The 20,631-nt window shown below is 70.3% G+C and carries 17 protein-coding genes; 7 read left to right on the forward strand and 10 right to left on the reverse strand.

The annotated features are described in order from the left end of the window. Positions 1-21 precede the first annotated feature (21 nt). The gene (locus OG587_RS11365) at positions 22-1,581 is read right to left on the reverse strand and encodes an amino acid permease (RefSeq protein ID WP_329089473.1); all 1,560 of its coding nucleotides are present in this window, start codon (positions 1,579-1,581) and stop codon (positions 22-24) included. Beyond that, on the reverse strand, positions 1,578-2,531 hold the full coding sequence (locus tag OG587_RS11370) for a phosphotransferase (protein ID WP_329089475.1): 954 nt from the start codon (positions 2,529-2,531) through the stop codon (positions 1,578-1,580). Before OG587_RS11370 ends, OG587_RS11365 begins: the two co-directional genes overlap by 4 nt. Positions 2,532-2,606: 75 nt before the next feature. Here OG587_RS11370 and OG587_RS11375 point away from each other — a divergent pair, with 75 nt between their 5' ends. Beyond that, the gene (locus OG587_RS11375; RefSeq protein ID WP_329089477.1) at positions 2,607-5,288 is read left to right on the forward strand and encodes an FAD-dependent oxidoreductase; all 2,682 of its coding nucleotides are present in this window, start codon (positions 2,607-2,609) and stop codon (positions 5,286-5,288) included. Between the two features lie 258 nt (positions 5,289-5,546). Here the strand turns inward: OG587_RS11375 and OG587_RS11380 are convergent, their stop codons facing one another. Continuing rightward, positions 5,547-6,326: a hypothetical protein gene (locus tag OG587_RS11380; protein ID WP_329089479.1), complete on the reverse strand. Its 780-nt coding sequence runs from the start codon at positions 6,324-6,326 to the stop codon at positions 5,547-5,549. Next, positions 6,319-6,837: a SigE family RNA polymerase sigma factor gene (locus OG587_RS11385; protein ID WP_329089481.1), complete on the reverse strand. Its 519-nt coding sequence runs from the start codon at positions 6,835-6,837 to the stop codon at positions 6,319-6,321. The genes OG587_RS11380 and OG587_RS11385 overlap by 8 nt, the downstream gene beginning before the upstream one ends. Before the next feature lie 427 nt (positions 6,838-7,264). On the opposite strand from OG587_RS11385, the gene OG587_RS11390 reads away from it, so the two are divergent. From OG587_RS11390 to OG587_RS11405, 4 genes are all read left to right on the forward strand, one after another. Further along, positions 7,265-7,684, forward strand: a complete 420-nt coding sequence (locus OG587_RS11390; protein ID WP_329089483.1) for a hypothetical protein — start codon at positions 7,265-7,267, stop codon at positions 7,682-7,684. Between the two features lie 401 nt (positions 7,685-8,085). Continuing rightward, a complete protein-coding gene (locus tag OG587_RS11395) occupies positions 8,086-9,087 on the forward strand; it encodes a hypothetical protein (RefSeq protein WP_329089485.1) in 1,002 nt (333 codons plus the stop codon). Positions 9,088-9,268: 181 nt separating this feature from the next. Then, positions 9,269-11,503, forward strand: coding sequence for a heavy metal translocating P-type ATPase (locus OG587_RS11400; RefSeq protein WP_329093819.1), 2,235 nt, complete (start codon positions 9,269-9,271; stop codon positions 11,501-11,503). Between the two features lie 395 nt (positions 11,504-11,898). Continuing rightward, positions 11,899-13,131, forward strand: a complete 1,233-nt coding sequence (locus OG587_RS11405; protein ID WP_329089487.1) for a hypothetical protein — start codon at positions 11,899-11,901, stop codon at positions 13,129-13,131. A 209-nt stretch (positions 13,132-13,340) separates the two neighbouring features. Here the strand turns inward: OG587_RS11405 and OG587_RS11410 are convergent, their stop codons facing one another. The 3 genes from OG587_RS11410 to OG587_RS11420 all read right to left on the reverse strand — a co-directional run bounded on the left by OG587_RS11410 (position 13,341) and on the right by OG587_RS11420 (position 15,806). Next, positions 13,341-13,973 carry a hypothetical protein gene (locus OG587_RS11410; RefSeq protein WP_329089489.1) on the reverse strand — a complete coding sequence of 211 codons (633 nt, stop codon included), beginning with the start codon at positions 13,971-13,973 and terminating at the stop codon, positions 13,341-13,343. A gap of 51 nt (positions 13,974-14,024) precedes the next feature. After that, a complete protein-coding gene (locus OG587_RS11415; protein WP_329089491.1) occupies positions 14,025-14,720 on the reverse strand; it encodes a hypothetical protein in 696 nt (231 codons plus the stop codon). Between the two features lie 150 nt (positions 14,721-14,870). Next, the gene (locus tag OG587_RS11420; protein ID WP_329089493.1) at positions 14,871-15,806 is read right to left on the reverse strand and encodes an STAS domain-containing protein; all 936 of its coding nucleotides are present in this window, start codon (positions 15,804-15,806) and stop codon (positions 14,871-14,873) included. A gap of 367 nt (positions 15,807-16,173) precedes the next feature. Here OG587_RS11420 and OG587_RS11425 point away from each other — a divergent pair, with 367 nt between their 5' ends. Then, positions 16,174-16,656, forward strand: coding sequence for a MarR family winged helix-turn-helix transcriptional regulator (locus OG587_RS11425; protein ID WP_329089495.1), 483 nt, complete (start codon positions 16,174-16,176; stop codon positions 16,654-16,656). Between the two features lie 705 nt (positions 16,657-17,361). Here OG587_RS11425 and OG587_RS11430 read toward each other — a convergent pair. Both OG587_RS11430 and OG587_RS11435 read right to left on the reverse strand, forming a co-directional pair. Next, entirely contained in the window at positions 17,362-17,715 is a 354-nt protein-coding gene (locus OG587_RS11430) for an STAS domain-containing protein (protein ID WP_329089497.1), read from the reverse strand. A gap of 415 nt (positions 17,716-18,130) precedes the next feature. After that, entirely contained in the window at positions 18,131-18,682 is a 552-nt protein-coding gene (locus tag OG587_RS11435) for a TetR/AcrR family transcriptional regulator (protein ID WP_329089499.1), read from the reverse strand. 176 nt (positions 18,683-18,858) lie between these two features. On the opposite strand from OG587_RS11435, the gene OG587_RS11440 reads away from it, so the two are divergent. Continuing rightward, positions 18,859-20,091, forward strand: a complete 1,233-nt coding sequence (locus tag OG587_RS11440; protein WP_329089501.1) for an FAD-dependent monooxygenase — start codon at positions 18,859-18,861, stop codon at positions 20,089-20,091. 16 nt (positions 20,092-20,107) lie between these two features. Here OG587_RS11440 and OG587_RS11445 read toward each other — a convergent pair whose 3' ends face one another. Next, positions 20,108-20,629: a pyridoxamine 5'-phosphate oxidase family protein gene (locus OG587_RS11445; protein ID WP_329089503.1), complete on the reverse strand. Its 522-nt coding sequence runs from the start codon at positions 20,627-20,629 to the stop codon at positions 20,108-20,110. Positions 20,630-20,631 lie beyond the last annotated feature (2 nt).

Consider the following 20,631-nt stretch of genomic DNA (forward strand, 5'->3'; position numbering starts at 1 on the left):
CCCGGTCCTCTCGGTGATCTCTCAGCCGATCGGCTCCTTGCCGGTCGGGCCGGTCGGGTCGAACGCCTCGGCCATGTCGACCGTGCGGCGCGGGCCGGTGAACCAGTGCCTGGCCGACAGCACCCACCACAGGCCCACGGCCAGCACCATCACGCCGACCACGATCGGCGCGTAGTTGACCGCGGTCCAGGTGAAGTCGTCGCTGAACGGCACGGCGGCCGGGACCAGCGGCATGATGAAGTAGATCGAGACGATGACGATCTCGACGATGGCGATCCAGCACATGACCTTGTACTTCGACCCCAGCGTCCAGGGCCCCGGCTGGAACCGGTCGCCCATCCGCAGCCGGAGCCAGATCGGGATCGCGAAGGCGATGTAGAGGCCGATGACCGCCACCGACACGACCGCGTAGAAGGCCAGCGGCAGACCGCCGGGGGCCTCGTACAACGCGGGCAGGGTGAGGATCAGCGCGGCCGTGCAGCCGAAGACGATCGCGTTGACGGGGGTCCGGTTGGCGTCCACCCTCGACCACAGGCGCCAGCCGGGGATGGCGCCGTCGCGGGAGAAGGCGTAGGTCATCCGGGACATCGAGGTCACGCAGCTCATCCCGCAGAAGAACTGGCCGATGGTGGAGATCGCGAAGATCGCCGTGGCCAGGTTGCCGGGGAGCGCGCTGTCGAAGATGGCGCCGACGAAGCCGCCCGCCTCGTTGACCGCGTCCACGTCGGTGGCCGCGAACAGGAAGGCCAGCAGCAGGATCCAGCCGCCGATCGCCGAGTAGAAGATCGACTGCCACAGTCCCCTGGCGGCGGCGGTGGAGGCGCCCTGGGTCTCCTCCGACACGTGCGCGCACGCGTCGAACCCGGTGATCGTGTACTGGGTCAGCAGGAAGCCGAGCGGCAGCACGTAGAACCAGTACGAGGAGTCGGAGAAGCCGGAGTTGTTGATCGTCTCGGTGAAGACGAACGACATCGACTGGTGCGAGTCGGGGCCGAAGATCAGGATCAGCACGACCACCGCCGCGCCGAACACATGCCACCACACCGAGACGTTCTGCAGCGTCGAGATCAGCCGGTGGCTGAAGATGTTGATCAGGCCGTGCAGGACGAGGATCACCGCGAACAGGATGAACGCGTTGGTCAGGCTGGGGTCCCAGCCGGGGAAGAACCGGTTGAGGGTGATGTTCAGGAAGGTCGCGCAGCCGTAGTCGACCGAGGCCGTCACGGCGATCAGGCCGATGAGGTTGAACCAGCCGGTGAACCAGCCGTGGATCGGCTTGCCCATCTTGGCGGCCCACCAGTAGATGCCGCCGGCGGTCGGATAGGCCGAGACCAGTTCCGACATGCACAGTCCGATGATCAGGATGAAGATCGAGATCAGCGGCCACCCCCACGCGATGGCGATGGGCCCACCGTTGTTCCAGGCCTGGCCGAACGTGGTGAAGCAGCCGGCCAGGATGGAGATGATCGAGAAGGAGATGGCGAAGTTGGAGAAGCCGCTCCAGGTCCTGGAGAGCTCCTGCTTGTAACCGAGTTCGGCGAGGCGTTTCGCGTCCTCGTCGACCGGTATTGGCTTGGTCACTCAAGCCTCCTTGCGTGGTGGTGCGGGGGGTGGGGAGATCCGGTGCTCGCGCCCCGGACGTCATCGACGAGCCGCCCGAACCCCGGGTCGTCCAGGTCCCGTACGGCTTGTGAGAACTTGTCGGCCGCCTCGGCCTCGTAGTCGAAGTCGGCGTCGGCCGCCTGCTCCTTGAGCAGCCCGTGGTGCACGGCGAACCAGAGCGTCCAGGTCAGGTTGGACATGATCAGGTTGAGCCGGACCCTGGAGATGAGCCGCCGGTCGTCGGTGCCGAAGTAGGCGCGGGCCAGCCGGGTGGTCAGGTCCGGGTCGTAGTCGGCCTCGGCGGCGATGTCGCCCAGCTCGAAGGCCGGGTCGTTGTTCCCCGAGAGCTGGTAGTCGACGATCCTGACCTCGGTGCCGCAGCGGATGAAGTTCTCCGGCAGCAGGTCGTTGTGGCACGGCACCGTGGGCAGCGGATCGGCGGCCAGTGCCCGTTCGATCTCCGCCGCCGCGGGAAGACGGTCCTCGTAGCCGTCGGGTGTGCCCAGTTCGTGGGTACGGCAGAGGGCGAGGAACTCGTCGAGCTTGCGGAAGATGGAGAAGTCGTTGACGAACCGGGGCCCGGCGTGCAGCCGGCGGCAGGCCGCCGCGACGGGGCCCGGGATCGTCCGTACGGCGTGGGCGTCCAGGGTGACGCCGTCGAGATACTCCAGCACCAGCGCGCCCGGCAGCCGGTGCAGCACCCTGGGGCCGACCCCCGCGTCCGCCGCGTGGATCGTGTTGGCGATCTCCTGGTCGAGCGGTATGCCCAGGCCGGCCTCCGAGACCCGGGGATCCAGCACGCGCAGCACCCATCGCTGCCCGTCGGCCGTGACGAGCCGAGAGATCCGGTGGCTGAGGCCACCCTTGATCGGTGTCTCGGTAACGGGCTGGTCAGCCCATTTACGGACGTCCGCTAGAGGATCTGGCATGCCGCCCTCCTTTGGCCTACCTTCATACCATTGATCCGATTCTGTGGACTAGTTGTTACAGAGGGGTTGCGCGCCTTGAAACTTCCCAGCTCCGCGCGAGCCGTCGTGATCGGCGGCGGGGTGGCCGGTTGCAGCGTGGCCTACCACCTGGCAAGGCTCGGCTGGACCGAGGTGATCCTCGTTGAGCAGCACGAACTCACCGAGGGGACCACCTGGCACTCGGCCGGGTTCGTGGGCCAACTCCGCTCCACCGTCACCCAGACCAAGATGATCATGTATTCGGCCGGTCTCTATCCCGAGCTGGCGGAACTCACCGGACTGGACCCGGGATGGCACGGGGTGGGCGGCCTCCGACTGGCGACCACGCCCGAGCGGGTGGAGGAGTCGCTGCGGCTGGCCGGGGCGGGGGAGACCTACGGGCTGGGCCTGGAGGTGATCTCCGGTGCCGAGGCGAAGGAGATGCTCCCGCTGCTGCGCGCCGACGACGTGCGGGCCGCGCTCTGGCTGCCCGGGGACGGCTGGCTGGACCCGGCGCTGCTGGCCAGGGCGCTGGCGGCCGGGGCGCAGAAGCTGGGCGTGCGGATCCACACCGGGACCCGCGTGACGGGGCTCGACGTGGCGGGCGGCGCGATCACCGGGGTACGGCTCGCGTCGGGAACCGGGGGCTCCGGGGGATCCGACGACGTCGAGGAGTGGTCGGTCCTGGCGGAGACCGTGATCGTCGCGGCGGGCGCGGCCAGCAGGCGGGTCGGGCGACTGGCCGGGGTGGACATTCCGGTTGTGCCGATAAAACACCAATATGTGGTCACCGAATCATTCGGGGTTCCGTCGTCCATGCCTACGGTGCGGGATCCGGATAACATTGTCTATTTCCGGGAAGAGAATGCCGGCATTTTGGTAGGCGGATATATTCGAAATCCGGAGATCTGGGACACGACCGCTCCGCTGGAGGAGTCTCGAACCCTTTTCCCGCCGGATATGCCGAAATTTCAAGAATCGTGGGAATCGGCGGTGCGACGGGTCCCCGCCCTGGCCCGTACCGAGATCACGAAGGTCGTCCACGGCCCCGAGGCGTTCACTCCCGACGGCGAGTTCCTCCTCGGCGAGACCCCGGTCCGCGGACTGTGGGCGGCGGCCGGATTCTGCGTCCACGGCCTGGCGGCTGCCGGAGGCGTGGGCAAGGTGATGGCCGAATGGATCGTGGATGGCTCACCCGAGTACGACGTGTTCGGCATGGATCTGCGGCGTTTCGGGACCCACGCCCGTTCCGCGTCGTGGACCCGCGCCAAGGCCCTGGACTCGTACTCGAAGTACTACGACATCGTCTACCCCGGCGAGGAGCGCACCGCCGCCCGGCCGCTCCGCCGCTCTCCCGCCTGGGTGCGGCACGTGGAGCTGGGGGCGGCGTTCGGCGAGAAGTCCGGCTGGGAACGGGTCAACTGGTACGAGCCCGGCGGGCGCCCGGCCGTGGAGTCCGGCGGGGACCTTCCCGCGGACGACCGGGGCCTGCGCCCGGCCGGCCATGACGTCCCCCCGGACGTCCGAGACGTCCCCTCAGACGTCCATGACGTCCCCCCGGGTGGCCGGAGCCCCCGTCCGGACGGCTGGGCGGGCCGGGTCTGGTCGCCCGCCGTACGCGAGGAGTGCCTGGCCACCCGCGACGCCGCGGGCCTCTTCGACCAGACCTCGTTCTCCAAGCTGGAGGTGTCGGGACCCGGGGCCCTGGAGGGGCTGCAGCGGGCGTGCGCCGGGCAGCTCGACAGGCCCGTGGGCTCGATCGTCTACACCCAGCTCCTCAACGGTCGCGGCGGCATCGAGGCCGACCTGACCGTCACCCGCCTGGCGGACGATCGCTTCCGCCTGGTCACCGGAACCGCCTTCGGTGTTCACGACGCCGCCTGGCTCCGGGGCCAGGGCCTCGACGTCCGCGACGTCACCTCGGCCCACGCCTGCTACTGCCTGTGGGGTCCGCGGGCGCTCGACATCCTCGGTTCCGTCTCCGGTGACGACCTGACCTTCGGCTACATGAGGGCCAGGGAGATCAGTGTCGGGAACGTCCCGGTGCTGGCCCAGCGGGTGACGTTCGTGGGCGAGTTCGGCTGGGAGCTGTACTGCCCGTCGGAGTACGGGCTGACGCTGTGGGACACGCTCATGGAGGCGGGAACGCCGTACGGCATGCGTCCGGCCGGGTACCGCGCGATCGACTCGATGCGCCTGGAGAAGGGCTACCGCGTCTGGGGCATGGACATCACCCCGGAGACCACCCCCCACGAGGCGGGCCTGGGGTTCGCGGTCGCCCGCGACAAGGACTTCCTCGGCCGCGCGGCCCTGGACGCCGCCGACCGCCCCGCCGCCGACCGCTCAGCTGACGATCGTCCAGCCGTCAGCCGTCCAGCTGACGACCGTCCCGCTGACGGCGGTCCCGCTGACGGCCGCTCTGCCAGCGGTTCCGCCGACGACCGCTCAGCCGACGAACGTCCCGCGCGGCGGCTGTTCTGCCTGGTCCTGGACGACCCCCGCCAGGTCTGCCTCGGCGGGGAGCCGGTCCGCGCCGGTGGGCTGCCCGCCTCGCGGGTGACCAGCGGCGGGTACGGCCACCGTGTCGACCTCTCGATCGCCTACGCCTACCTGCCCGAGGGCACCACCCCCGGCGACCGTGTCGAGGTCGGTGTCACCGGCACCTGGGTGGGCGCCTCCGTCACCGCGGACCCCCTCTACGACCCGTCCTCGGAGCGCGTCCGGCGCCTGCCGTCCTGACCACGCCCCGGGCGCGCCGGGGAAGGCGCGTCCACCGGGCCCGAGGGGGAGACGCGCAGGATCCGCGGAGAGGCGCGCAGAGTCCGCGGGAAGGCGGACCCCCGGGAAGGCGTACCGGATCAAGGGGGCGTACCGGGCCCCGGGAAGGCGCGCAGGGTTTCCAGAGAAGGCGTACCGGCCTCCGGGGAAGGCGTACCGGACCGGCGGGGAGGCGTACCGAGCGCGCGTCCCCGCCCCGCCGCTTCAGTCCCCGCCGCTTCAGTCGTCGGCGGTCAGGCCGGCCGCGACCCTGGTCAGCTCACGATCGATCGCCCTCTCGCCGCCGAGGTCCTTCGCGTAGTCGGGACTCATCAGCACCTCGACCACCCTTTCCTCGCCCACCCGTACGAAGGCGGTCGGGGTTCCCTTGCCACCGTCCTCGCCGACCCACTGGGTGGAGATGAGGCCGGTCCGGCCGGCGCCGAGGGACACCGTTTTCGCCGTGCCCTTGTCCTGGTACCCCCGCCACGACTTGTCGGTGGCCGCGACGGCCAGGCCCTCGAAGACGTAGATCTGGATGCGGTAGGTGCCCTCGCCGTCATCCGGGTAGTGCCACGCGGCGGTGTACTGGTCGCCGAGGTTCGCCGCCCACACGTCCCGTACGAGGCCCTCAGGCATGTAGCCCACGTGGACCCGTCCCACCGTGTTACCGCTGCCGATGTCGATGGGCGGCCGAGAGATGCGCGGGGTGGCGGTGGGCGTCGACACGGGTGGTGGGAGCTGGGTGAAAAGGGGCTGCGGTGCGCTCTGGTCGGCGGTGTCCGGCCCCGTCGTTCCCGAGGTCGCGGCCGGGCCCGGTCGCGCCGGGGTCGTGTCGAGGACCAGGTAGGCGGGGACCGTGATCCCCACGACGGCCGCGGCGGCGGCCACGGCGGCGATCCCGAGCCGCCTGGCGTTTCTGCGCCGAGAGGCACGGATCACCCGCTCGGCCAGGTCGGGGGCCGCGCGCAGCCTCGCCGTCTCCTCCGCCATGATCTGGTGCATTTCATGCTCAAGCATGGGCATTCCTGACCACCTTCTCCGGGGACTCCCCGCCGATCGCCGGCCGCAGTTTGGCGAGCGCCTTGAACGCCTGGCTCTTGACCGTTCCCGTCGAGCAGCCGAGGATCTCCGCGGTCTGCGCCTCGCTGAGGTCCTCCCAGTAGCGCAGGACGACCACCGCGCGCTGCCGGGGCGGCAGGTCGCGCAGCGCGTCCATGAGCGCGTGGCGGAGCGGGATGTCGGCCTCCCGCGACGGCTGCTCGGGCGGGGTGCTCATCGGGACGATCCGCAGAATGGCTCGGCGCCGGGCACGGCTGATGGCCGTGTTGACGATGATGCGACGGACGTAGGGCTCGGGATCGTTGTCGTCGCGCACCCGGCTCCAGTTGCGGTACGCCCGCTCCAGCGACGTCTGCAGCAGGTCCTCGGCGTCCTCGGCGGCGTCGCAGGCGAGATGGGCGATCCTCAGCAGGCTGGTGCCGCGTGCGGCGACGAAAGCCGAGAATCCGGCGTCGTCCCGGCCGCTCACCTCAGTTCATCCGATCTCATACACCCTCATACGCCTGGGCGGGGGGAAGGGTTGCCCGCCCTCGACATCCCAGGATCCCCGAGATCCTCAGAATTCCGGTAAGTCCCGTCATCCTCCTGCGCATCGGCCACCCTGTGACCTGGAGACCGGCGTCAGGTATACCCCCCTGGGGCTGCTGCCCTCTACGACCCGTCCTCGGAGCGCGTCCGGCGCCTGCCGTCCTGATCGTCCAGGCGGGAGGCCGCCGCCCGGCCGGCCCCGCCTGGACGCCCTGGTCTTGAAGGCGCGCCCGTCCGTGCCCGGCGAGGTTATTTCGGTACTTCCCTAATATGCCCACAAAGTGGCCTATACGATCATTTGGCCCTTCGTCCCCATGAGGCCACGGGCCCCGGGGGACGGCGATGATCGACAGAAGGAACGAATCCCCATGAGAACTCGAAGCAAGATCGCCACTCTGGCCGGTGCGGCGGTGCTGGTCTCCACCTGGCTGGTGTCCGGCGCCACTCCGGCCAGTGCGGCCGGCCCCTGCGGCGGCGGCTACAACCGCGTCGGCGTCTACCCCATCCCCGCCGGTGGTGCCAGGACAGGCACCCTGGAGGTCTACTACAACTCCAGCTCGGGCAAGAACTGTGCCCTCGCCTACGGCTACGGTCGCTACGCCGGTAGCAAGAACCGCAAGCAGGTGGCGATCAGCCTCAGCGGAAAGACGTCCTGGGCAGACGCCGACAACGGGTTGTTCGTGCACTACGCGGGTCCCGTGTACGTCTCGGCCCGTGGTAAGTGCATCAGCCTCCGGGGGCAGGTCGCGAGCGGGGTGCGGCAACTGTACAAGGCGCACTGCCGCTGAGCGAAAGAGCGGCCGCACGACGCCCACGGTTCGCCGGGAGGTCGGCGCGTCGGCGTGTGAGGTGTCCGGTCGGCGCGAAGCGGGATGACGTGCCGGCCCTTCGAGAAGGCCCGGTCTCCCAGCCGGCCAGGTGAGTCGGAGTGACGTATCCCGATCACGAGAGTTTCCTGAACGGAAACGACGGCTCGCAGGGGATCTGTAGGTTCGCCGGGGTTCGTGCCGCAGTTACGAACCCCGGCGAACTTTGTTGAGAACTTCCCTCTCTCCCCTTGGTATCGGCGATCCTGTGTCCTGGAGACCGCGTCAGATATACCCCCCGGGGGTTGCGAAAAAGGTGGTGGTGTGGCACTGTAGCCGAGCGAGATGATACCCCCATAGGGTATTGAGGAAGGGTGGTCAAGATGAACGGCGCGATCAAGGTGGGTGCGTACGCGCTGGGGCTGGCCGTGGTGTTCGGCGGCGCCCTGGGGGCGGGCCGGGTGGCCGGGCCGGTCGGAGGCGCCGCGGCGGAGAGCTCTCAGGGAGCCGGCGTCGGGCGGGGCGCGGGCCAGGACGCCGGGCAGGGCACGGAGCACGGCGCCCATCAGAGCGCCGGGCCGGAGGCGCCGGCCGCGAAGGCGCCGACCGTTCCCGCGGGGCTCCAGGTCTCCCAGGGCGGATACATGCTCATGCCGGAGACCGACGAGGTCAAGGTGGGCAAGCGGACCGACTTCCGCTTCACGGTGATCGGCCCCGATGGCTCTCCCGTCACCGGGTTCACCACGCAGCACGACAAGAAGCTGCACTTCATCGTGGTCCGCCGCGACCTGACGGGCTTCCAGCACCTGCATCCCACCCAGCTGGGAGGCGGGGTGTGGTCGGTCCCGCTCAAGCTTCCCGTCGCGGGGGAGTACCGCGCGTTCGCCGACTTCGCCCCCGAGGGGGCGGGACCCCTGACACTCGGCATGGACCTGTCGGTGGCGGGCGACTACCGGCCCGAGCCGCCCGCGATTCCGGCCGAGACCGCCAAGGTGGGCGACTACACCGTCACCCTGAGGGGGGATCTCATCCCCGGCCGTACGAGCATGCTCACCCTCTCGATCGCCAAGGACGGCGAGCCGGTCACCGACCTCCAGCCCTACCTGGCCGCGTACGGGCACCTGGTCGCGCTGCGTGACGGCGACCTGGCCTACCTGCACGTGCACCCCGACGGCGCGCCCGGTGACGGGCGCACCGTGCCCGGTCCGGACATCACCTTCTACGCCGAGGTGCCGAGCGCGGGGACCTACGGCCTCTACCTGGACTTCAAGCACGCCGGGACCGTGCGCACCGCCGTGTTCACCGCCGCCACGAGCCCGGATCCCGAAGGGGGCGGGGCCACGGGGCCGTCCGGGGACGGCCATGGGCACAGTCACCAGCCGTGAAATACCCCGTAGGGGTTACGCGTTCTCATAACGAGGAGAGACACATGCCTGGGCACACCCACTCTGGGGACGCCATCTCGTGCCGGGCCGGGGGCCGGGCTCGCTCCCGGACGGCGGCACCGGGCCGCGCACGACGACGGACAAGGCACGAGGCAAGGTACGAGGAGAGGCCGTGACGTCCATGACCACCGGCGAAGCGCCCGCCCACGGCGAGATCGAGCTCGCCATCGGCGGCATGACCTGCGCCTCCTGCGCGGCCCGCATCGAACGCAAGCTCAACAAGCTGGACGGCGTGACCGCGACCGTCAACTACGCCACCGAGAAGGCGAAGGTCGCCTACCCCGCCGAGGTCACCCCCGGCGACCTGGTCGCGGAGGTGGAGAAGGCCGGATACACCGCCGAACTGCCCGCGCCGCCGGTATCCACCGGGACGGACGGGACGGCCGGGGAAGGGGAGGAGGGAGAGCCCGACGGGCTCGCCCCGCTCAGGCAGCGCCTGACCACCTCCGCCGTGCTGTCGGTGCCGGTCGTCGCGATGGCGATGATCCCGGCGCTGCAGTTCGACAACTGGCAGTGGCTCTCCCTGGCCCTGGCCGGTCCCGTCGTGGTCTACGGCGGGTGGCCCTTCCACCGGGCGGCCTGGACCAACCTGCGGCACGGCGCCGCGACCATGGACACGCTGGTCTCGCTGGGGACGATCGCCGCCTTCTCCTGGTCGCTCTGGGCCCTGTTCTTCGGCACGGCGGGCATGCCGGGCATGCGGCACGGCTTCGAGTTCACCCTGTCCAGGGGCGACGGCTCGGGAAACATCTACTTCGAGGCCGCCGCCGGGGTGGTCACCTTCATCCTCGCGGGCCGCTACTTCGAGGCCCGCTCCAAGCGCCGCGCCGGTGCCGCGCTCCGCGCGCTGTTGTCGATGGGCGCCAAGGAGGTCACGCTGGCCTCCGGGGAACTCGTCCCGGTCGACCGGCTCAAGGTGGGTGACCTCTTCGTCGTACGACCGGGGGAGAAGATCGCGACGGACGGCGTGGTCGAGGAGGGCTCCTCGGCCGTGGACGCGTCCATGCTGACCGGCGAGTCGGTCCCCGTCGAGGTGCGGCCGGGGGACGCGGTGGTCGGCGCCACCGTGAACGCCGGGGGGCGGCTCGTGGTCAGGGCGACCCGGGTCGGCTCGGACACCCAGCTCGCCCAGATGGCCAGGCTGGTGGAGGACGCGCAGAACGGCAAGGCCGCCGTGCAGCGGCTGGCCGACCGGATCTCCGCGGTGTTCGTGCCGATCGTGATCGCCCTGTCCGTGGCCACCCTCGGCTTCTGGCTCGGTACCGGTTCCGGCGCCGCCGGGGCCTTCACCGCCGCCGTGGCGGTACTGATCATCGCCTGCCCCTGCGCCCTGGGTCTCGCCACGCCGACCGCGCTGCTGGTCGGCACCGGCCGAGGCGCCCAGCTGGGAATCCTGATCAAGGGCCCGGAGGCGCTGGAGTCGACCCACGGCATCGACACCGTGATCCTGGACAAGACCGGCACCGTGACGTCGGGCACGATGACCCTCAAGGACGTCTTCCCCGCCGCCGGTGAGGAGCGCGAGGAGGTGCTCCGGCTGGCCGGGGCGCTGGAGGCCGCCTCCGAGCACCCCGTGGCCCGCGCGGTCGCCCGCGCGGCGGACTCCACCGCCGAGGTCGAGGACTTCGCGAACATCGAGGGCCTCGGCGTCCAGGGCGTCGTCGACGGGCACGCCGTCCTCGTCGGGCGGCCCCGGCTGCTCGCCGACTGGTCGCAGCACCTGCCGTCCGAGCTGGAGGAGGAGCTGGAGCGGGCACGGGCGCGCGGGGAGACGGCCGTCGCGGTCGGCTGGGACGGGAAGGCCCGCGCGGTGCTCACCGTCGCCGACGCGATCAAGCCCACCTCGGCCGAGGCGGTCGCCGCGCTGCGCGCGCTCGGCCTGCGCCCGATCCTGCTGACCGGCGACAACGAGACGGTGGCCCGTACGGTCGCCGAGGCCGTCGGCATCGAGGACGTGGTCGCCGACGTGCTGCCCGCCGACAAGGTGGAGGTCGTCAAGCGGCTCCAGTCCGAGGGCCGTACCGTGGCGATGATCGGCGACGGGGTCAACGACGCCGCCGCGCTCGCCCAGGCCGATCTCGGCATGGCGATGGGCACCGGCACCGACGTCGCGATCGAGGCCTCCGACCTCACCCTGGTCCGGGGCGACCTGCGGGTCGCCGCCGACGCGATCAGGCTGTCCCGCCGCACGTTGCGCACCATCAGGGGCAACCTGTTCTGGGCCTTCGCCTACAACGTCGCCGCCATCCCGCTGGCCGCGTTCGGGCTGCTCACCCCGATGATCGCCGGGGGTGCGATGGCGCTCTCCTCGGTGTTCGTGGTCAGCAACAGCCTGCGATTGCGTCGTTTCAGGTGAGGTCCGGGATCACGACCGTGTTCGGGTCGGCCGCGTGGACGACCGGCAACGGCCTCCGACCGCGCCGCTTCAGGTGAGGGGCGCCCTCGCGGAGTGGGCGTCATCCCTTGAAGGTGACCAGGACGAGGGCGATCAGGACGGCTGAGGGTGACCGGGACGGCTGAGGGCGATCAGGACGGCTAAGGGTGGTCCGGACGGCTGAGGGTGACCGGGACGGCTGAGGAATGACCGGGACGGCGCTCTCGCGGCGCGGGCGTTATGGTGGAGGCCGCGCGGCAGGGCGCACCCGGTCCGCGGGAAGGGCAGAGCCCACCTGAGCGTCACCCCGCTCATGCGGCCAACCTCCTTTTCGGCCCGATCACGCGGACATCGGGCGCGACGAAAGGGAGGCACCCGTGCCTGTTCGCCGTCTTCCCGACAACCCCAGCCTGGAACACCTGAGAAATCAGGCCAAGCGCCTCAGGAAGGCGGTCCGCGCCGGCGACACCGCCGCGCTGGAGCTGGTCGCGGAGTTCCACCCCCACCCGGCACCGGGGCTCCCGGTGCGCCCCTCGGTATCGCCGGGGGGTGAGGACCACCCGCGCCCGCCGGAGGGGTCCACGACGCGGGGGCTGCCCGCGCCGCCACCGCCGGTCGGGGGAGGTCCGCGCCCGCCGGAGGGATTCACGCTGGCCGACGCCCAGCTGACGGTCGCGAGGACGTACGGCTTCGCGAGCTGGCCCCGGCTCCGCGCCCACCTCGACGTCCTCGCGCGGCACTCCCGCTCTCCCCACCTGGTACCCGAGAGCGCGGACCCGGTCGCGGAGTTCCTCCGGCTGGCCTGCCTGCCGTACGGCAACGACCCGTACGGCAACGACCCGTACGGGAACGACGACCCGTCGCGCGGTCGCGGGGCGGCGCGGGCGCTGGCCCTGGACCCGGGACTCGCGGTCGCGAGCGTCCACACCATGGCCGCGACCGGTCAGGCGGAGGCGATGGCGGCGACGCTGGCGGCCGACCCGGCCCAGGCGCGGGCCGAGGGCGGGCCGCACCGGTGGGAGCCGCTGCTCTACCTGGCGTACTCGCGGGTCGAGGGCGGCGACGCGCTGGAGACCGCCCGGGTGCTGCTCGAACACGATGCCGACCCGGACGCGGGATACCTGTGGGACGGGCTGCCCTCGCCGTTCACCGCGCTCACCGGGGTCTTCGGCGGCGGCGAGCGCGGCGAGCCGCCGCACCCGCGCTCCGCCGAGCTGGCCCGGCTCCTGCTGGAGGCGGGCGCCGATCCCAACGACAGCCAGGCCCTCTACAACCGGGGGCTCAGCGGGTTCGGCGCCGACGACACCGAGCACCTGGAACTGCTCTTCGAGTACGGTCTCGGCCGGGGGGACGGCGGGCCGTGGCACCGGCGCCTCGGTCCCGCGCACGCGACACCGGAGCAGATGCTCCAGGACGAGGTGCTCGCCGCGGCCATGATGCGGCGGCCCCGCCGCCTGCGGCTCCTGATCGAGCACGGCGCGGGCGTGAACGGCCCCGGTACCGGCCATCCGATCTTCGAGGGCCGTACGCCCTACGAGCTGGCCGTGCTCGGCGGGAGCACCGAGCTGGCCGGAATGCTCGCCGAGGCCGGGGTGAGGGTCTCCCCCTGACACGCCCACCGGTCGCGCGCCGATCCGGCGGCCGTCGCCGCGATCACGGGCCTCTCCCTGACACGCCGACCGGTCGCGCGCCGATCCGGCGGCCGTCGCCGTGATCAGGGGTCTACCCCTGACGCGCCGACCGGTCATCGTTATCCCCTCACCCGCCGGAACGGCGGGAGCCGGGAGACGACCGGTCGTCGCGTCGGCGGTCCGCACGGTCAGAAGATGGGGCAGGGCCGATGATCAGGGTCCGGTACCGGGTCTCCCGCGCCGGGCCCGTCGCGCTCCGACAGCTGGAGGATCCTCTCGACCGTCGCCTCGTCCGCGGTGTAGATGTGCGGCACGTCGACGAAGACCCTCATCGATCCGCAGCCCACCGTGAGGCCGTCCGCGACCTCGCTCTGGATGCCGCGCAGCGGTACGTAGTTCAGATATGAGGTGAAGACGTTCTGCGACCGGAAGGCGGCGGTCATGACCAGCCGCCCGGCACGGAGCCTGAAGGCGAGACTGGTCAGGCAGGGCACCGCGTCGGGAGGCTCGCCGGGAACGGTCAGCGAGATCCAGCCGCTCTTGGTGTACGGCTTGGCGCGCAGCACGTCGGCGATCCAGCCGAGCTGGTCGACGCCGAGGAACTGGCGGAGCCGCCCTCCGTAGCTGTACTTGAACGGCGGGACGATCGACCGCTCGCTGAACTTGCTGGAGTACAGCGGGATCTTTCCGGCGTCGCCGTAGCATTTCAGGACAGGATCGTCCCAGGCCAGGCCGGTGACCTCGAACAGCACCGCCGGAGCCTCGATGATCGGGCCGCGGTCGTCCAGGGCGGGCCCGCCGTTGTCTGTCACGTGTCGCATCAGCCAGATCCACGTCTCCCCACAAGACGCGAATCTGAGGAGGTCGGGCATTCAGGTCTCCACGTTGGGGAAATGGAAGGGGTTGTGTGGGAGTCGGCGTTGCCGGGAGACATTGGCGCGGACGTAGTAGACGAAATAGTGGACCAGTGCGAGCAGCCCGATGATCACCAGGAGCAGGGCGGCGGTCGGCGCGGCCCCGATCATCCCGAGCACGCCGACCGCGATGTAGGAGCTGTTGACCAGGGCCAGCATCATCACGTTGATCCCCGGCCAGGCCAGTGGCGCGTACGTCTCCGGATAGCGGGGGTCCACCGGCAGGTTGGGCGTCCAGCCGAGGGCCGCGAACTGGTCCTTGAGGTGGACCGTGTAGAGCAGGCGGAAGTTGTTGAGCGCCCGCGCGGTCCTCATGTGCGCGTTGACCGCCTCGACCAGTCGCAGGAAGGGCAGCACGCTGAGCAGCCCGAACGCGGCGACCATCGCGAACAGGTGCCAGGGAACGCTGTGCCAGGTGGTCAGCATCTGCGGGCTGACCACCTTCGCGCTGGCCAGCGCGACCGCGGCGGCGAACGGGGCGGCGAGCAGGCTCATGGACAGCCGGGTCATCTTGATGCGCTCGTCCTTGGCCGCCAGGTAGACCTGGTACGTCCCGGTGAAGTCCACGGACACAAGGGCGAGGAATTCCCCGGGTTTGACGGGTAGCCCGTCCAGGTTCTCCGGCAGTGCTTCCGCGGTCGTCCGCGGCGACATTCTCCGCATCGGGACCCCACTTTCGACGGATAGTGGATTTTCCCGTAAGAAGATATTGACCCACTTGTCAGGTGAATGAGTGGGTTTTAACGACATATGTCTCAAACTTCTGCGGAGGTCTGTCTCGCGGGACCGTCGTCCACCCGCGTGTCAGTGCCCTTCCGCCGTCCTGAACTCCTCCCCGACAAGTGCCGCCTCCACGGAGGGGGCCATCGCGAAGTAGGCCAGGAGCCCGGTGGTGGCCATCATGTGACGCAGTGTCCGGCTCGCTCCGGCCACCACCAGGCGGGTTCGCGTCTCCTGGCTCCTGCGCAGGATCCACAGCAGCTCCGCGAGCCCGGTGGAGTCGCAGAAGGTGAGCCCCTCCAGATCGAGGATGATCCAGGGCGCGGTCTCGGCCGGCGTATCCGGGGACGTCTCAAAGAAGGAAGCAGGGGCCTGGGGTGACGGAGAAGTCATCGTGGAGAGCGACGGCTGCCCGTCCGGTGGTGGCGTGTCCGGGGAGAGTGGTGGCGTGTCCGGGGAGAGGGGAGAGGGGCCGTCGGGGAAGAGCGGCGGCGGACTTCCCGGGGCGGGGGGAGGCGGGCTGCCGGGAAAGAACGGCGAAGGGGGCTCGGGTGACAGCGGTGACGGCGGCCCCGGGGGGAGCGGGCCTCCCGAGGTCAGCGGGACGTCCGAGAAGAACGGCGTCTCCGGGAGGAGCGACGTCTCCGAGAAGAAGGACGTCTCCGGGAGAAGTGGTGACGGGCTGGAGAGCAGCGGTGCCGGAAGCCCCGGAAGCGCGGATGGCGAGTCGAGTGAGGGGGACGCCGGGAACTCGGGGGGCGGGTCAAGTGAAGGAGGTGCCGGGAACCCGGGTGGCGGGTCGAGCGAGGGGGGCGCCGGAAGTCCGGGTGGCGAGTCGAGCGAGGAAGGCGCTGGAAGCTCGGAGGACGAGTCGCCGGTGCCCATGCTCCAGGCCCGGGTGAGCTCCCTCCGGAAGATCGGTGCGTAGTCGTAGTCGAGCTCGCCGATCACCCGGACCACGATGGCGCTTCCGCGCACGTCGGCCGATATCGAGAGCGTGTTCACACCTTCGGGTGGCATGGAAAGACTCCTTAGACCCGCAGTTCACAGGGCGGGCGTTCCCTCCGTCTTACCAGGTATGCAGATCTGGTCGCCCCGGTGGGGGAATTACAGTGTACTTGCGGGTTTTCGTCCTATCTGGCGTACCGCAGGGTGCGAACCGGCCGCCCGACGCGCTCCGGACCGCCGTCACGGGCTGGGCCGGGCGGAGACGTGGATCTCCGCCAGCTCCGCGAGATCTCTTCTTATCCCCCACGATGTCTCCTTCATCCGAGGCGCCGTCCCCCGCAGGCCGTGGCGGATCGCCGGGACGGCAGGCGCTAGGTTGAGTCGGCCCGTATCATTTATCTCACGAGCTAAGCTTCTTGGATAGTAAGGAGATTTTGTGGTGGAACGCAAATCCGAAGCCGATGCCTCGCCGCCGGAGGTCCTGGCCCGGATGGACCGGTTGATCGCGTTGAGCCTGGTCGGGCAGCACACGCTCGCCGAGCGCCTCGGCATCAACGTCACGGACCTGACGTGTCTCGGCTTCGTTCTCGGGGCGGGGGAGGAGGCGCTCACCGCGGGACGCCTCGCCGAGCTGGCCGGTCTCACCACCGGGGCCGTCACCGGGGTGGTCAACCGTTTGGAGAGCGCGGGCTACGCCCGGCGCGTTCCCGATCCCCACGACCGGCGCCGTGTCCGGATCGTCCCGGAAGGGGACTCGGCCGCCCGCATCGCGGCGGCGTACGAGCCCACCTACCGGCGGCTCACCGAGCTCTTCGAGAGCTACGGCCCGGACGAGCTGGCCGCCATCTCCGACTGGTTCGCGCGTGCCGCCGACGCCATGCGGATCTCCCTGGCCGAGATCCGCGAATCTCCGGCCCCCTGAGGGGTGCCGTACCCGCGGTGCCCGACGACGCCGTTTCGGATGAACAGGTGGAAAGTGGGCGGAGGTCGGCGACCTCGAGGGGTGGGGCGGCCTTCGCGCGAAGAGGCGTCAGGGTGAGGGCGTCATAAAGTGGTCCAGCGTGGAAAGGCTCTTGATTCGTCGCTCTCGACGGCGGTGCCGGTGTTTCACGCGCTTTCCGGGAGGTCCCACCGGTGGCCACGGAGGATCGGCCGGCACTCACATCAAGACGGGTCCCGCGGCGACCCGGGGTGTCCACGGGTCGTGGCGTCGATCATGGCGTATGACGCCGATCGGAGTGTCGATCACCGGCGCGCGGGCGAGCTCGCGGCCGGTTCCCGTCGAGCGTTCATCCTCCGTCGCGGCGTGCGTTCTGCTTCGCGATTCCCTGGAGGACCTCGGTGACATGGGGGGCGCAGACCGGATCGCGGGAGTGCCTGCCGGAGAACCAGCGCGTTTCGATCACGTAGTCGGCCGGATGGCCGCAGAGACACTTGCCGGGCGTTCCTGAATCTGCCGGTACGACCGCCGTGCGGTGAGTCACCATGAGCTAACTTTAGACTCGTTTGACGCTTTTATGATATTTCCTCGCTTTTTTTGCTGATAAATCAATTGAGGTTTGCCTGGAACCGTTCCGGCCTCCGGCCCGGAGGGCTCCCCGGGCCGGAACGGCGTGCGGGCGGTGGTTCACCTGACGCCGGCGGGCAGCGGTTCCGCGATCCGCGCGCCGGCCAGATCGGCGCTGACGGCGAACCTCCCCGACAGCCCGCTGGCCTTCAACAGCCCGCGCACCACCGGCGCCGGCGCGATCAGCCGCAGCGTGCCGCCGTGTCGTACGGCCCTGCGCAGGGTGGAGAGCAGCACGGCCACCCCGCTGGCGTCCATGGCGGTGACCATGGACATGTCGAGGAGGAGCCGGTACCCCGGGCGGCCCAGCGCGGCCAGCAGGTGCTCGCGAAGCGCGTGGGCCGTGAAGATGTCAATCTTCCCTGCGACGTCGCAGACCATCCAGTCTGGGTGGGCGTGCGTGGACAGGTCCATACGGACCTCCGATCGGCGGCTGCGGGCATCAGCCCGTGGCGCGTCCGTTGGAATGGGGCGGGCGGTGTGACCGATCGATGCCGCTGTGGCGATGTCGAAAGTGTGCCACACCGGGGTGCGTTTCCGTGGCGCCTGTTCGACACCACCGACGTGTCCTGGGCCGGTGAGCCCGCTTTCCACCGATACTCGACCCGGCGAATTCGCTTTCCATCGAGGCTCGATTCGGCGGACCCGCTTTCCCGTGACGCCCGGACTTCCGCTGGGCTTCACGTCGGTTTTTCGGGTTTCGCCGGGCTTCACGTCGATCCTTCGGTTTCCGCCGAGCTTCACGTCGGTCCTTCGGATTTCGTTGGACTCGTATCGGTATTCAGGTTTCCGCCGGACCTCACGTCGGCGGGTTCGCCTGCCGCGCGGCTCACCCGGCCGTCGGCAGGTCGGCGCCGAGCGCCGCCAGCGCGGCGGCCACCGCCGGAGGGCCGAGCGTCGTGGCCGGTACGTCGGCGAACTCCACGGTGCAGTCCGAGAGCCCGCCGATGGCCACGACCGCGCGGGCGCGGGCGGCCAGGTCGGGATCCGGGCCGAGCAGCAGGGTGATGAGCCGCCGTCGCCAGTGGCCCATGCGGGGCCCCAGATCGAGGTGGGCCAGGGTGGACAGATCGCGTACCACCATCACGGTCACCTCGCGGTGCCGGAAGGTGATGTCGAAGTAGCCCTGGAGGAGCTCGCGAGGACTCTGCGGAGCGTTCGCCTCGGTGTCGGCCAGGAAGGCGTCGACATCGTCGATCAGTGGCTGGACGATGCTGCGGAGCAGGTCCTCCCGCGAGGTGAAGTGGTAGTAGAGCGCGGGTTTGGTGATCCCGAGCCGGTCGGCGATGTCGCGCAGGCTCGTCTGCTGCACGCCCTTCTCGGCGAACAGTTCCCTCGCGACCGCCTGGATGCGCGCCTTGGTGTCGGACGGCCTCGCCACCTGTTGTTCTCTCCTGTCCTCGCGCCGGACTCCCGCACGCTCGGGCGTCCTCGTGCTCGGACCAAGGGTACCGGCACGGCGAAGGTGACTGACTTAACGATAGGTAAGCACTTGTGCGTGGCCGCCCGAAGGACTTACCTTCCGTTAAGTAAAACAGTCGAGAGGGAGGGAGAACCATGCGAATCCTCGTCTCCGGAGCCAGTGTCGCCGGGCCGGTCCTGGCGTACTGGCTGGACCACCACGGCTTCGAGGTCACCGTGGTCGAGCGGGCACCGGCACTGCGCATGACGGGCGGGCACGCGGTCGACCTGTTCAGACCGGCCATGGAGGTCGTGGAGCGGATGGGCCTGCTCCCCGCGATCGAGGAGAGGAAGACGGGCACCCGGCACGTCACCCTCGTCGGCGCGGGGAGCGAGCGGCCCGTGCGCGTGGACGTCGGCCGCCTGGTCGTCGCGTTCTCCGATCGGCATGTCGAGGTCATGCGCGACGACCTGAGCGAGATCTTCCACGGGGCGACCCGCGATCGTGTGGAGTACGTGTTCGGCGATTCGATCGTGTCCCTCCAGGAGGACGCCGGCGGGATCGACGTCACCTTCGAGACGGGCGCACCCCGCAGGTTCGACCTGGTGATCGGTGCCGACGGCGTCCACTCCAACGTGCGCGGCCTGGCCTTCGGCGAGGAGTCGAGGTTCGCCGACTTCGTCGGCACCTACCTCGGGGTCTTCTCCCTGCCCGACTACCGCGACCTCGACGCCGAGATGCTCGCGTACAGCGACGTGGGCAGGATGGCCGCGTTCTACAGCGCGGCGCACCTGGACGAGGCGCGGGCGATCCTCCTGTTCCGCAGCGAGGAGCTGGACTACCACCACCGTGACGTCCCGCGCCAGAGGCGGTTGCTGCGGGAGGCGTTCTCCGGGGCGGGCTGGGAGGTGCCGAGGCTGCTCGACGAGATGGACGCGAGCTCCGCCTTCTACTTCGACTCGATCACCCAGATCCGGATGGACTCCTGGTCGCGCGGCCGGATCAGCCTGGTCGGCGACGCGGGTTACTCACCGGGCGCGGCGGTCGGGGGCGGCACCAGCCTCGCGGTGGTCGGCGCCTACGTCCTCGCCGGAGAGCTGGCGGTGGCCGGCGGCGACCACGAGCGGGCCTTTCGCGCGTACGAGAGCGAGCTGGGCGAGTACGTGAGACGCAGCCGGGAACTGGGCCGGGGGATGGCGAGGACCCTCGTGCCGGACAGCCGGTTCCAGCTGTGGGCCACCCTGTGGGGCACCCGGCTGCTCGCACGCCTTCCGCACGGCGTGATCCGCGCCCTGGCCGGGCTCCGGCGTACGAGCGTGCGCCCGCACGACACGATCGAGCTCAGGGACTACTCCGGCGGGGAGCAGGCCGGGCGCGAACGGGTGTGACGCCGGTCGGCACCGGTCACTCGAACCGCCAGCGCGTCGCCGTCATGCCGTCCGGGCCGTAACCGAAGGCCCGCGTGGGCGTGACCTGGTAGAAGCCGTACTCGGGTGAGCCCGGGAGGCTGTCCTCGTAGACGGAGCCGTCGCGCACCGCGAGCTCCCACCGGTACTTCGCCTTGAAGGCGTCGGCCACCCGCCGGAGCTCGTCCTCGTCCCGCGCCCGGGTGGCGTTGCCCTCGACCACGAGGTCGAGGCTCTCGCCGGCGACGGTGAGGACGCAGTGGGAGTTGACGGCGAGGTTCTTGGCCTTCCGGGACCTCGGGCGGGTGGGGATCCAGGGGGTGCCTCCGGCCCACACCAGCAGCACGGGCATGGCGTGCGCGCGGCCGTCGGGCCGCACCGTCGAGAGCCAGGCCTTCGGCGCGGACTCCAGGCACGCCCGCGCCTCGTCCCACGGTTTGATCGTCGCCTCGTCCGTGCTGATCGGTGTCGCGTCGGCCTCGCTGAACAGGAGTTCGGCGACGGGCGTCGTCTCGGTCATTG

This window comes from Streptosporangium sp. NBC_01469, assembly GCF_036227305.1.
GTDB lineage: Bacteria > Actinomycetota > Actinomycetes > Streptosporangiales > Streptosporangiaceae > Streptosporangium.

Bases quoted from the DNA above. Each gene is read 5' to 3' on its own strand.
- OG587_RS11370 (WP_329089475.1), bottom strand. From the start codon at position 2,531: ATGCCAGATCCTCTAGCGGACGTCCGTAAATGGGCTGACCAGCCCGTT.
- OG587_RS11380 (WP_329089479.1), bottom strand. From the start codon at position 6,326: ATGCTTGAGCATGAAATGCACCAGATCATGGCGGAGGAGACGGCGAGG.
- OG587_RS11390 (WP_329089483.1), top strand. From the start codon at position 7,265: ATGAGAACTCGAAGCAAGATCGCCACTCTGGCCGGTGCGGCGGTGCTG.
- OG587_RS11395 (WP_329089485.1), top strand. From the start codon at position 8,086: ATGAACGGCGCGATCAAGGTGGGTGCGTACGCGCTGGGGCTGGCCGTG.
- OG587_RS11400 (WP_329093819.1), top strand. From the start codon at position 9,269: ATGACCACCGGCGAAGCGCCCGCCCACGGCGAGATCGAGCTCGCCATC.
- OG587_RS11410 (WP_329089489.1), bottom strand. From the start codon at position 13,973: ATGCGACACGTGACAGACAACGGCGGGCCCGCCCTGGACGACCGCGGC.
- OG587_RS11415 (WP_329089491.1), bottom strand. From the start codon at position 14,720: ATGTCGCCGCGGACGACCGCGGAAGCACTGCCGGAGAACCTGGACGGG.
- OG587_RS11420 (WP_329089493.1), bottom strand. From the start codon at position 15,806: ATGCCACCCGAAGGTGTGAACACGCTCTCGATATCGGCCGACGTGCGC.
- OG587_RS11430 (WP_329089497.1), bottom strand. From the start codon at position 17,715: ATGGACCTGTCCACGCACGCCCACCCAGACTGGATGGTCTGCGACGTC.
- OG587_RS11440 (WP_329089501.1), top strand. From the start codon at position 18,859: ATGCGAATCCTCGTCTCCGGAGCCAGTGTCGCCGGGCCGGTCCTGGCG.
- OG587_RS11445 (WP_329089503.1), bottom strand. From the start codon at position 20,629: ATGACCGAGACGACGCCCGTCGCCGAACTCCTGTTCAGCGAGGCCGAC.